Here is a 12,485-nt window from a genome sequence, read left to right on the forward strand (position 1 = left end):
GCGGCAAAAAAATTCGTAAAACCTATGGCGTTACCGACAATATTTCGGTATAGCGATCCAAATCTCATCTGCACACCCGCCCTGTAAACCAGCAGGCCTCCTTGAAGAAGGAGCGCGGTGCCTAGACGTGAGCGCGATAAACGATGCCTAAGCGTACTGATATCCAATCCATCCTGATCATCGGCGCCGGACCAATTATTATTGGTCAGGCCTGCGAATTTGACTATTCCGGCACTCAGGCCTGTAAGGCCCTGAAGGAAGAAGGATACCGAGTTGTCCTTGTCAATTCCAATCCGGCTACCATCATGACCGACCCGGACATGGCGGACGCGACCTATATCGAGCCGATCACCCCGGAAATTGTCGCCAAAATCATCGAGAAAGAGCGTCCGGATGCGCTGCTGCCAACCATGGGTGGCCAGACCGCGCTGAACTGTGCCCTATCTCTCAAGAAGATGGGCACCCTCGACAAATTCAATGTTGAGATGATCGGAGCAACGGCTGAAGCCATCGACAAGGCGGAAGATCGCGAATTGTTCCGTAAGGCAATGGACAAGATCGGTCTCGACACACCAGTCTCCCGTCTGGCGCATAATATCCCGGAAGCTCTGGAAGCTCTGGATGTCGTCGGCCTGCCAGCCATCATTCGCCCATCCTTTACCATGGGCGGCACCGGTGGCGGCGTAGCTTACAACCGCGAAGAATATCTGGAAATCATCGAGCGCGGCCTCGATGCCTCTCCAACTACCGAAGTATTGGTAGAAGAGAGCATCATCGGCTGGAAAGAATATGAGATGGAAGTCGTGCGGGATCGCAACGACAACTGCATCATCATCTGCTCCATCGAGAACCTCGATCCCATGGGCGTGCATACCGGTGACTCCATCACCGTTGCCCCAGCTCTGACCCTGACCGACAAAGAATATCAGATCATGCGCGATGCCTCCTTGGCAGTCCTGCGCGAGATCGGTGTCGAAACCGGCGGCTCCAATGTTCAGTTCTCTGTCAATCCGGCCAATGGCCGTCTGATCGTTATCGAGATGAACCCACGCGTATCCCGCTCTTCTGCTCTGGCATCCAAGGCTACCGGCTTCCCGATTGCCAAGGTCGCAGCCAAACTGGCGGTTGGTTACACACTGGACGAGCTGGCAAACGACATCACCGGTGGTGCAACCCCGGCATCTTTTGAGCCAAGCATCGACTATGTGGTCACCAAGATCCCTCGTTTCGCCTTCGAGAAATTCCCGGGCGCCGAGCCTGTCCTCACCACTGCAATGAAGTCCGTAGGTGAAGTGATGGCCATCGGCCGTACCTTCCAGGAATCACTGCAGAAGGCCCTCCGTGGTCTGGAAACCGGTCTGACCGGTATGAATGAGGTTGAAATCGAAGGCCTTGGTCAGGGCGATGACAAGAACGCCATTCGCGCTGCTCTTGCCAAAGCCACACCGGATCGTTTGTTGAAAGCTGCTCAAGCTCTGCGCCTTGGTGTCAGCCATGAGCAGATCTTCGACAGCTGCAAGTTTGATCCATGGTTCCTGGAACAAATCCAGGGCATCGTTGACATGGAAGAGCGCGTTCGCGCTCATGGCCTGCCACAAGACGCTGACAATCTGCGCAAGCTGAAAAGCATGGGCTTCTCTGATGATCGTCTTGCCGAGCTGGCAGGCATCAAGACCATGGATGTCGTACGCAAGCGTCAGGAACTGGATGTTCGCCCTGTCTATAAGCGCATTGATACTTGTGCAGCAGAGTTTGCATCTCCGACCGCTTATATGTATTCCACCTACGAGATGCCATTCAACGGCGAACTGGTTTGCGAAGCTCAAGTCTCCGATCGCAAGAAAGTTGCCATCCTTGGCGGTGGTCCAAACCGCATCGGTCAGGGCATCGAGTTCGATTATTGCTGCTGTCACGCCTGCTTCGCCATGGCTGATGCTGGTTATGAGACCATCATGATCAACTGTAACCCGGAAACGGTTTCCACTGATTATGACACCTCTGATCGTCTCTATTTCGAGCCTCTGACAGCCGAAGATGTCATCGAGATCCTGCAAAAAGAGCAGACAAATGGCGCTTTGGAAGGTGTGATCGTGCAATTCGGCGGCCAAACCCCGCTGAAACTGGCTCAGGCTCTTCAAAATGCCAACATTCCGATCCTCGGCACCTCTCCAGACGCTATCGATCTGGCAGAAGACCGTGATCGCTTCCAGAAACTGCTCTACAAACTGGATCTGAAACAGCCGAACAACGGCATCGCTTACTCCATTGAGCAGGCACGCATCGTAGCCGAGCAGATCGGTTTCCCGGTTGTTGTGCGCCCATCTTATGTGTTGGGTGGCCGCGCCATGGAAATCGTCCGCACTCCAGAAGCGTTCGAGAAATATATTCAGATGACACTGGCCGAGTTGGTACCACCAGATATCCGCCTGAAATATCCAAACGACAAGACCGGTCAGATCAACGCTGTACTGGCACAGAACGCTCTGCTGTTCGATAGCTACCTGTCTGGAGCTATCGAGGTGGATGTTGACTGTCTGTGCGACGGTGATGAAGTGGTTGTCTGCGGTATCATGCAGCATATCGAAGAAGCTGGCATTCACTCCGGTGACTCTGCCTGTTCCCTGCCGCCATATTCCCTGTCTGATGAAATTCAGGAAGAATTGGCCCGTCAGACCCGTGAAATGGCTCTGGCCCTCAATGTCGGCGGCCTGATGAATGTGCAATATGCGGTAAAAGATGGCGAAATCTACGTCATCGAAGTGAACCCTCGTGCATCTCGTACAGTTCCATTCGTGGCTAAAACCGTTGGCTCTCCGATTGCCAAGATTGCATCTCGTGTCATGACCGGCGAAAAGCTCTCCGGTTTCGAGATCAATCAGGCAAAGACAGATCACATCGCAGTCAAGGAAGCAGTCTTCCCCTTCGCTCGTTTCCAGGGCGTCGATACTCTACTTGGGCCAGAAATGCGCTCAACCGGTGAGGTCATGGGACTGGACAAGGATTTCGCAATTGCCTTTGCCAAATCCCAGCTCGGCGCTGGCGTCAAGGTTCCGACTGATGGCACAGCTTTCGTATCCGTCAAGGAAGACGACAAGCCTCGGGTTCTCTCCGCAGTCCGCCGCCTTAAAAATGCCGGTTTCCGCATTATTGCTACGGGCGGAACGCAGCGTTATCTGACTGAGAATGGTATCGAGTGCGAGAAAATCAACAAGATGCTGGAGGGCCGTCCACACATCGTCGATGCAATCAAAAACGGTGAAGTGCAATTGGTTTTCAACACCACCAAGGGGGCAAAAGCCCTCTCGGACAGCCGTGATTTGCGCCGCGCTGCACTTTTGAATAAAGTGCCCTATTACACAACTGTCGCTGGAGCGGAAGCCGCAGCGCAGGGCATTGAGGCCTATAGCAAGGGGAATATTGAAGTCCAACCACTTCAAGACTATTTCTCTTCCAAATAAGCTTGGCCAAAATTGCGGTCCAATTCGATTGCGTTTCGGAGATTCCTTCTCCGGAACGCTAAACTTTTTATAGGGCAGGCTGACTGCCCGCTATGACTCAGGAGGCACTCCGAGGCTATGGAAAAAATCCCAATGACCCCGGCAGGGCATGAAGCTCTGGCAGCTGAACTGAAAAAACGTAGCGCTGAAGAGCGCCCTCGCATCATCGCCGCCATCTCGGAAGCCCGCGCCCATGGCGATTTGTCCGAGAATGCTGAATATCATGCAGCGAAAGAGCAGCAGAGCCTGAATGAAGGTCGTATTGCAGAGCTGGAAGACAAGCTTTCCCGCGCAGAAGTAATCGATGTGGCCAAAATGTCTGGCTCCAAGGTCAAATTCGGCGCCACCGTCACCATTGTTGACGAAGACACAGATGAAGAAAAAACCTACCAGATCGTTGGCGATATGGAAGCTGACATCGCACAAGGCAAGATCTCTCTCTCCTCCCCTATCGCTCGCGCCCTGATCGGAAAGGAAGAAGAGGACAGTGTCGAGGTAGCAGCCCCTGGCGGCGCGCGTTCCTACGAGATCCTCGCGGTCAAGTATGTCTGACCTCACATTGAGGCAAGAGACGCAAAAAGCGCGCTCCCAATGGGAGACGCGCTTTTTTTGATGCCTGATAGGCAACACTCAATGCTCTCAAAGAGCATCGAGCATTTATTCATCTATCTCAATTGGAACATTGGGATAGTCTTTCGACTGGCGAATGGTCAGAGATGTACGGACACTATCCACATTGGGTGCAGATGTCAGTTCATTGATGACGAAAGACTGAAACGCCTGAAGATCGCTGGCTACGCATCTCAGGACGAAATCAATATCACCGGACAGCATGAAACACTCACGTACCTGTGGCCAGGAACGAACCAATTCTTCAAAAGCCACCAAGTCGGCCTCAGCCTGACTGTGCAGTCCAACAAGAGCAATCGCGGTCACGTCAAAGCCAACCTGCTTTTCATCCACAATCGCACGATAGCCTTTGATAATGCCCGCTTCTTCCAATGCACGAACACGACGCAAACAAGGAGGAGCCGAAATCCCCACTCGTTTGGCCAATTCTACATTGGTAATCCGTCCATCATCCTGCAACTCTTTGAGGATTTTCCAGTCAATCGGATCAAGTCTCGCTTTCAAAGCAGCCTCGTTTCTTGTTAATGGTCATTGGATCGGCCTATCCCGGTCCGTTATCTTGCCCTTTTAAGACACAAAGAGAAAGATATGACATATTTTTGTTCGCATTTGAGAAACAGATTATCATTCTAGAGCATGATTCGTAAAACCGCCACAGCAAGGAGTTGGTCTTATTACCCAAGCTGAGCAAAAAATCTGGATCTTGAGCGACGGCAAGCCCGGTGATGAAAATCAGTGCCTGGGCGTGGCCGAACGACTAGGCGGACAGATCGAAATACGTCATGTTGCACCTGGACGCCCCTGGGTCTGGGCTATGCCATGGGGGCCTATAGCACCGTCTGACAGACCAAACCAGCCAAAATCACCGATTGCCGGGCCTTATCCCGACATTGCGATTGCATCTGGCAGACGAACAGTTGCTTACCTTCGGGCTCTAAAGACAGCATCTCCCGATACGGTCACACTATTTTTGAAAGATCCGCGCTGCAACAATACAGGTGCTGATCTGATTTGGGTCCCATTCCACGACAAAAGGCGCGGTAACAACGTGATGGTAACACTCACCGGACCGCATCGCATCACCCCGGAAGTATTAACTCACGCGCAAAAGAGCGGTCCACAAGCCATCCATCATCTACCCGGACCTCGTGTCGCTCTGGTCCTTGGTGGCGATACCAAGAACGAGAAGTTTGGTCAGGCAGCAGCAAAACGGCTCGCCCATTATCTGGACCATCAACTTCCGTCCAACATGTCGGTGATGGTCACGCCTTCTCGAAGAACCCCCCCCTATCTTCTCAATCAGGTGACAAAGGCCCTGCGTGGCCGGACGCACTGGATCTGGGATGGCAAAGGTGACAACCCCTATTTATCCATGCTGTCTCTGGCGGACACCATAATCGTTACCGCAGATTCTCACTCCATGCTCTCCGATGTTCTGGCAACACCCGCTCCGGTCTATATTTTCGAACCGGATGCCTATCCCGAGAAGCTTAAAATCACAATCACACAGCTTTTACGTCAACCTCTTGTGCATCTGCTCGATTCCCCCCTTGAAACTGGCTCCAGAGCCCCCATAGATTCAACAGAACTCATTGCAGATGAACTGCGCCGACTGATCATCGACAAAAAAGGCTGAGACCATCCCAGACTTGACCTTCGGCGACAGACCACAACCAGAAAGACGCACAGCACAATGCATAGCAAAGTATTGATCATCGGCTCCGGTCCCGCCGGATACACTGCCGCCATCTACGCAGCCCGAGCCATGTTGGAACCAACCCTCGTTTCCGGCATGCAGGAAGGTGGTCAGCTAACCATCACCACCGAGGTTGAAAATTACCCCGGCTTTGCAGAAGAGATTCAGGGTCCATGGCTGATGGAACAGATGAAGGCACAGGCAGCCAATGTCGGAACCAAAATGGTCACCGATCACATTGTCGATGTTGATCTGTCTTCCCGACCTTTCAAAGCAAAAGGTGATTCCGGCACTGAATATACTGCTGATGCAGTGGTCATCGCCACCGGTGCCCAAGCACGCTGGCTGGGTCTGGAATCAGAAGAAAAATTCAAAGGCTTTGGTGTCTCTGCTTGTGCGACTTGCGACGGCTTCTTCTATCGTGGCAAGGAAGTTCTGGTCATTGGTGGTGGTAACACAGCAGTGGAAGAGGCAATCTACCTCACTCACCATGCTGACAAGGTCACCATCGTACATCGTCGTGACGAGTTCCGCGCCGAACGCATCCTGATTGAGCGTCTGAAGAAAAACCCGAAGATCGAAATCATCTGGGATAGCGTTCTGGATGAAGTTCTGGGCAAGGAAGGCTTCCCACCAAGCGTCACAGGTGCCCGTATCAAGAATGTCAAAACCGGTGAAACCAAAGATATGGATATCGATGGAATTTTCGTCGCGATCGGCCATGCCCCTGCCGTTGAACTCTTCAAAGACAAGTTGAAAATGCAGGATAATGGCTATATCTGGACTGCACCAGATTCCACGGCTACATCCATTCCCGGCGTCTATGCCGCAGGCGATGTGACCGACGACATCTATCGTCAGGCGGTAACAGCTGCCGGCATGGGCTGCATGGCAGCACTGGAAGCAGAGCGTTTCCTCGCCGAGCAGGAAGATTGAAGATCATGAAATGAGATGGGGAAAATGACAATTGATTTTCCCCATCATGATTGCTCATCTTACGTTGGTCAAACATTTGGCTATACTTTCGTATAAAGTCGCCCAAAGAGTATAACCACCTTATACAGCCCAACCGGGAGGAACCAATGGATTGGGACAAGCTTCGTATATTCCATGCAGCAGCTGATGCAGGCAGTTTCACCCATGCAGGTGACAAATTGCATATGAGCCAATCCGCCATTTCTCGCCAGGTCAGTGCACTGGAGTTCGATCTTGGTGTCACACTCTTTCATCGCCATGCGCGTGGTCTGATCCTGACCGAACAAGGAGAACTTCTTTACCGAACGGCTCATGACGTCTTGATGAAGCTGGAGACAGTCAAAACTCATCTGACTGATTCCAAGGAGAAGCCAACGGGCGAGCTGCGTGTCACCACAACTGTTGGCCTGGGCTCGGCATGGCTCACACAGCATTTACCGGAATTCATGGATCTGTATCCCGATCTATCGCTCAATCTATTGCTGGAAAATGAAGATCTCGACCTTGGCATGCGCGAGGCAGATGTCGCCATTCGCTTGCATCAACCAACACAGCCTGATTTGATCCAACGAAAGCTCTTCACAGTACACTTTCACGTCTTTGCGCACCCGAGCTATCTGAAACAGAATGGTCACCCCCAAACATTGGAAGAGTTGGAAGGTCATCGCCTTATTGCCTTTGGCGACAATGCCCCAAACTACCTAAAGGATATGAACTGGCTGGAACGTGCCGGTATGCCGGGCAGCAAAAAACGAAAAGTCGATTTGAAGGTGAATAACATTCTCGCCATTCGTAGCGCAGTCATGCGAGGTGCTGGAATTGCCATGTTGCCTGACTATGTTGTCCACCCTCGTGATAATCTCGTTCAACTACTGACCGAGCATGACATGCCAAGCTTCCAAACCTATTTTGTCTATGCTTCCGAGATGAAAAACTCCATGCGCATCAATGCATTGCGCGATTTTCTCCTCTCCAAGGCAGCCAGCTGGCATTATTGACTGGCCTCAATAGATAACCAGACAAAAAAGACCGGGCATGACCCGGTCTTTTTGACTCTGCGTATAATATTTTACCCGACCATTATATCTGAAATCACCTAACATTAAAGCCATGCGTTTTTTGCATGGCTGCTTTGCAGATTAACGTCTTGTAAATCTATCGGCAAAGGCGCATATACGTCTCAGCTGATGGCAACGACGTCACTTCCTCCTCCCAGTGATGTCAGTTGTAGCCAGCTGTTCCCCTCTGGAAGGTGATTGCTCCGTGCTTTGCACGGAATTGACTTTAAGCCGGACTTTTTAGTCCGGCTTTTTTTTGTCCAGATTTCCAATCTGACAAATCACCTTGCAAGCCAGCCACACCCGTCACCTCAATGGCGGTTGATGCTGTAGATTTTCATTTTCCGATAGAGTGTATTGCGCGATAGACCAAGAGAACGAGCCGCTTTGCTGACATTCCACTTGGCACACCTCAAATGCGATAGAATGGTCTCATACTCTGTCTTTTGCAGGTTGCTTTGCAAACCAGAACCAAGCTCTTGGCTGATCGTATGCTCAGACACAAAATCATCACCCATGCTTGGAGGCCGGAGAACCGCGCCCATCGGTCCCATCTGCAAATGCTCTGGTCGAATCGGTTCTTCATCCGCAAGAATAATGGCCGTTTTCAGCACATGTTTCAGCTGACGGATATTACCCGGCCATGTGGAATTTCTAAGCATCTGTACTGCATCAGGATCAAAATCTGTTTCATTCTCCAATTGCCGCCCTTCACTCAACTTGGAAACAAGACCGGCCAGATCTTCACGCTCGCGAAGAGCGGGCAACGAGACAGTGAATCCACAAAGCCGAAAATAAAGATCTTCACGGAACTTGCCCTGAGCACAGAGTTCCTTAAGCGATTGATGAGTAGCAGCAATAAGACGGATATCCAGATCAATCCCTTCGCTGCTTCCCAATGGCATCACCTTACGCTGTTCCAAGACCTGTAGCAGGCGGGTCTGGGCAGAAAGAGGCATATCGCCAATTTCATCCAGCATCAAAGTACCTCCGTTCGCCGCCAGAATTTGCCCTTTGAAACCTTTTTCCTGTGCTCCGGTGAAAGCTCCCGCCTTATAGCCGAACAATTCCCCTTCAATCAGATTTTCCGGTAATGCTCCGCAATTCACCGCAACAAATGGGTGCTCAAAACGACTGCTTGCCTCATGCAATGCCCGTGAAAAACTGTCCTTGCCAACACCAGTCTCACCCGTCACCAATAGCGGCACATCATGTTCAAACAATTTAAGCGCATTCTTCGCCAGGACCTGCAATGACGGATCGGAACCTGTTATCTGGTTGAGAGCGGATTGTCTGACATTTACAGAGTCATCAGAAATCCGAGAAACTGGTCTTGCTACAGGGTCCAAAGCACGCCTTACAGGCTTGGCCGAACCGTTGGAACGAAATGCAAGACCGGAATGCTTTGACAGACTTGCTGGTTCCACCAAACGCGCATGTAGATTGCGCTCCAGCTGGTTATTGCCGCCTGCCAACCATAATTCCTGCGCCTGTCTCCCGGATTGCGAAAGGCTCTCGGCCAGTTTGTCCGCCTTCATGGCAAAGAGATCTTCCACGCCAATAGAGATCAGCTCTCCACGATCATTCGCTCCTAAATGCGACAGCGCCATTTCATCAACCCCGACAATTCGGCCATTATGATCCAACGCCAATAGACCCTCTTCAAGCAAACCCACACGATCTGCATCCTGATGAAAACGCAAAATCCATTGATCGGAAAAATGATCCTGAAAATTGCGGCGTGAAATCAGGCGCGCGGACATTTCCAGCAAAGCTCTTGTATGAGCCAAAATATCCAGATCATCCTTGCGGCCAATCGAAGAGACATCGAACAAGGCCAAGACCTCCCCCTCAACATCCAGTATGGGCGCACCTGTACATGTCAAAGCAGCATGATTGCGATAGAAATGCTGGTCACGATAAATGGTAACTGACTTTTTCTCGGTAATGGCTGTTCCAATACCGTTGGTCCCTTCCCTATCCTCACTCCAATCCGCCCCACGACGCAGACCGGATTGGCGAAACAAGGCTTCCAGATCTGATTGAACAGAGAAATCAATAATTGTACCGCTATTATCGGTCAGGATGACCGCATGGCCGGAACCAACGATATTTTGGAAAATATGTTGCACCTGAGAACGACAAGCAGCAAAAAGTGGTCCCAGACTTTCTATGGAATCGCGCACACGCTCGCGCCGAACAACGGTCTCGCGCTGCTCATGCTCTTTCTCCAGACCATGCTCATTCCGGCACCGTTCCCAAGACGACAAAATCATGGATCGGTCCCGTTGCAATAGCCCCGAGCGCTGTCTGCTCATCAATGCCAAATTTTCCTCCCGGAACCACTCAAAAATGTCGCCCGATTTGTCGAGTTCGTTCATTTATCAATGGTCACCGATGAACACTAACACCGAAACAGTTATGCGACAAACCGCACAAAATCGGTTTCCTGTCACTGTTACGCATCGCCTGAGTGACAAATGGCGCAATGTGTAACGCAGGTGTGACAGTTTCTCTCATGGTCATTTACACAAATTCAAGGACTTACAAGTTGGCACGCTTCTTCCATAGCAAGGTTTGAACTTTTTTTCGCAATGACAGTTTTCTGGGAGGAAAATTATGAATATTGTCACGCCAAACAACAAAAGTGCTGCTCTGGACACATCTCATCTCGGTGTCGACTTTCCCTTCAAGGCCAAATACGGCAACTTCATCAATGGGGAATTCGTAGAGCCAAAATCCGGCCAATATTTCGCCAACCCAACTCCAATAACCGGCGAAATCCTCTGTGAAGTTGCCCGCTCCAACGCAGATGACATTGAGGCCGCTCTGGACGCAGCCCATGCTGCTTTCCCTGCCTGGGGCAAAAGCTCCATCACTGATCGTTCGAACATGCTCTTGAAAATCGCCGACATCATGGAGCAGAACACCCAGCTTCTGGCTGTGGCAGAAACCCTTGATAACGGCAAACCAATCCGCGAGTCTATCGCGGCTGATCTGGCACTGGCCGTTGATCATTTCCGCTATTTTGCAGGCGTTATTCGTGCCGAAGAAGGCAGCATTGGCGAAATTGACGCCAACACTTATGCCTATCACATCAACGAGCCTCTGGGCGTGGTTGGACAGATCATCCCATGGAACTTCCCGCTATTGATGGCAACATGGAAGGTCGCTCCCGCCCTCGCCGCAGGCAACTGCATCGTGCTGAAACCAGCAGAACAAACCCCGGCTTCCATCATGGTTCTGATGGAGCTGATCGCTGATGTGCTGCCAGCAGGTGTCCTGAACGTCGTCAACGGCTTTGGCCTGGAGGCTGGCAAGCCTCTGGCTTCTTCCAGCCGCATCGCCAAAATCGCCTTCACCGGCGAGACCACGACCGGTCGCCTGATCATGCAATACGCATCCCAGAACATTATTCCGGTCACATTGGAATTGGGTGGCAAGAGCCCGAATATCTTCTTCGCCGATATTATGGAACAGGATGATGCCTACTTTGACAAATGCCTCGAAGGCTTTGCCATGTTCGCTCTCAATCAGGGCGAGGTCTGCACCTGTCCAAGTCGTGTTCTGGTGCAGGAAAGCATTGCCGACGCCTTTATCGAGAAAGCAGTTGCCCGCACCAAGGCAGTCAAACAGGGCAATCCGCTGTCCATGGACACCATGATCGGTGCCCAAGCATCTGTCGAACAGATGGAAAAGATCACATCTTATCTGGAACTCGGCAAACAGGAAGGCGCAGAGGTGCTGACTGGTGGCAATGCTGCCAAGATGAGCGAAGGTTTGGAGAACGGCAACTTCATCGAGCCGACCATCTTCAAAGGTCACAACAAGATGCGTGTCTTCCAGGAAGAAATCTTTGGCCCTGTCGTCTCGGTCACCACCTTCAAGGATGAAGCAGAAGCCTTGGAAATAGCCAATGACACACTCTATGGCCTTGGCGCTGGCCTCTGGACCCGCAACGGCACCCGTGCCTTCCGTATGGGCCGTGAAATTCAGGCAGGCCGTGTATGGACCAATTGCTATCACGCTTACCCGGCACATGCTGCCTTTGGTGGCTACAAACAGTCCGGCATTGGTCGTGAAAACCACAAGATGATGCTCAACCATTATCGCCAGACCAAGAACCTGCTGGTCTCCTACGATGACAATGCACTGGGCTTCTTCTGATCGTCCCCACACCATCAGAAACCCAGATGCAATACGGCCGGACATCCCTCCTTGATGCCCGGTCGTTTGACAACCAGAACAAGGAGCCAGCCAATCATGTCCGAAAAAGCCCCCATCCCTACGGTCGAAGCCACTGAAAGTGCCTTGAAGCTGATCAGCATCATTAAGGAGAAATACGGCCCGGAATTGATCTTCCATCAGTCCGGTGGTTGCTGCGATGGCAGTGCACCCATGTGCTTTGAAAAGTCCGATTTCATCATCGGTAACAGCGATATGTTGCTGGGAGACCTGGCAGGTGTGCCATTCTACATCAACCAAGATCAGGGCGAGCGCTGGGGTCATACTCATCTGATCATCGATGCCATACCGGGCAATGGCGGTATGTTCTCACTCGATAACGGCACCGGTCAGCGTTTTCTGACCCGCTCGGAAGTATGTGCCCTGCCACAGCGCTGACAGGGC

At 51.6% G+C, this 12,485-nt stretch carries 9 protein-coding genes; 7 read left to right on the forward strand and 2 right to left on the reverse strand.

Going from position 1 to position 12,485, the window contains the following annotated elements; translation table 11 throughout:
- The first annotated feature begins 143 nt into the window (after positions 1–143).
- Together carB and greA are read left to right on the forward strand one after the other, a co-directional pair.
- Positions 144–3,458: a carbamoyl-phosphate synthase large subunit gene (gene carB, locus CRO57_RS19570; protein ID WP_097155209.1), complete on the forward strand. Its 3,315-nt coding sequence runs from the start codon at positions 144–146 to the stop codon at positions 3,456–3,458.
- A gap of 117 nt (positions 3,459–3,575) precedes the next feature.
- Complete coding sequence (greA, locus tag CRO57_RS19575; RefSeq protein ID WP_097155210.1) at positions 3,576–4,049, forward strand: transcription elongation factor GreA; 474 nt, start codon at positions 3,576–3,578, stop codon at positions 4,047–4,049.
- 105 nt (positions 4,050–4,154) lie between these two features.
- Here the strand turns inward: greA and CRO57_RS19580 are convergent, their stop codons facing one another.
- Complete coding sequence (locus tag CRO57_RS19580) at positions 4,155–4,631, reverse strand: Lrp/AsnC family transcriptional regulator (protein WP_097155211.1); 477 nt, start codon at positions 4,629–4,631, stop codon at positions 4,155–4,157.
- Between the two features lie 199 nt (positions 4,632–4,830).
- On the opposite strand from CRO57_RS19580, the gene CRO57_RS19585 reads away from it, so the two are divergent.
- The 3 genes from CRO57_RS19585 (at position 4,831) to CRO57_RS19595 (ending at position 7,796) form a co-directional block, all read left to right on the forward strand.
- Positions 4,831–5,763, forward strand: a complete 933-nt coding sequence (locus CRO57_RS19585; protein WP_170956180.1) for a mitochondrial fission ELM1 family protein — start codon at positions 4,831–4,833, stop codon at positions 5,761–5,763.
- Positions 5,764–5,820: 57 nt separating this feature from the next.
- Positions 5,821–6,759, forward strand: a complete 939-nt coding sequence (gene trxB, locus CRO57_RS19590; RefSeq protein WP_097155213.1) for a thioredoxin-disulfide reductase — start codon at positions 5,821–5,823, stop codon at positions 6,757–6,759.
- Between the two features lie 146 nt (positions 6,760–6,905).
- A complete protein-coding gene (locus tag CRO57_RS19595; RefSeq protein ID WP_097155214.1) occupies positions 6,906–7,796 on the forward strand; it encodes a LysR family transcriptional regulator in 891 nt (296 codons plus the stop codon).
- A 371-nt stretch (positions 7,797–8,167) separates the two neighbouring features.
- Here the strand turns inward: CRO57_RS19595 and CRO57_RS19600 are convergent, their stop codons facing one another.
- A complete protein-coding gene (locus tag CRO57_RS19600) occupies positions 8,168–10,132 on the reverse strand; it encodes a sigma-54-dependent Fis family transcriptional regulator (protein WP_170956181.1) in 1,965 nt (654 codons plus the stop codon).
- Between the two features lie 343 nt (positions 10,133–10,475).
- Between CRO57_RS19600 and exaC the strand changes: the two genes are divergently transcribed.
- Both exaC and CRO57_RS19610 read left to right on the forward strand, forming a co-directional pair.
- The gene (exaC, locus tag CRO57_RS19605; RefSeq protein ID WP_097155216.1) at positions 10,476–12,023 is read left to right on the forward strand and encodes an acetaldehyde dehydrogenase ExaC; all 1,548 of its coding nucleotides are present in this window, start codon (positions 10,476–10,478) and stop codon (positions 12,021–12,023) included.
- A gap of 96 nt (positions 12,024–12,119) precedes the next feature.
- Complete coding sequence (locus tag CRO57_RS19610; protein ID WP_097155217.1) at positions 12,120–12,479, forward strand: DUF779 domain-containing protein; 360 nt, start codon at positions 12,120–12,122, stop codon at positions 12,477–12,479.
- Positions 12,480–12,485 lie beyond the last annotated feature (6 nt).

It is taken from the genome of Cohaesibacter gelatinilyticus (genome assembly GCF_900215605.1).
Lineage (GTDB): Bacteria > Pseudomonadota > Alphaproteobacteria > Rhizobiales > Cohaesibacteraceae > Cohaesibacter > Cohaesibacter gelatinilyticus.

Excerpts from the sequence above, each read along its gene's own strand:
- carB (WP_097155209.1), top strand. The coding sequence starts at position 144 with ATGCCTAAGCGTACTGATATCCAATCCATCCTGATCATCGGCGCCGGA.
- greA (WP_097155210.1), top strand. The coding sequence starts at position 3,576 with ATGGAAAAAATCCCAATGACCCCGGCAGGGCATGAAGCTCTGGCAGCT.
- trxB (WP_097155213.1), top strand. The coding sequence starts at position 5,821 with ATGCATAGCAAAGTATTGATCATCGGCTCCGGTCCCGCCGGATACACT.
- CRO57_RS19595 (WP_097155214.1), top strand. The coding sequence starts at position 6,906 with ATGGATTGGGACAAGCTTCGTATATTCCATGCAGCAGCTGATGCAGGC.
- CRO57_RS19600 (WP_170956181.1), bottom strand. The coding sequence starts at position 10,132 with ATGATTTTGTCGTCTTGGGAACGGTGCCGGAATGAGCATGGTCTGGAG.
- exaC (WP_097155216.1), top strand. The coding sequence starts at position 10,476 with ATGAATATTGTCACGCCAAACAACAAAAGTGCTGCTCTGGACACATCT.
- CRO57_RS19610 (WP_097155217.1), top strand. The coding sequence starts at position 12,120 with ATGTCCGAAAAAGCCCCCATCCCTACGGTCGAAGCCACTGAAAGTGCC.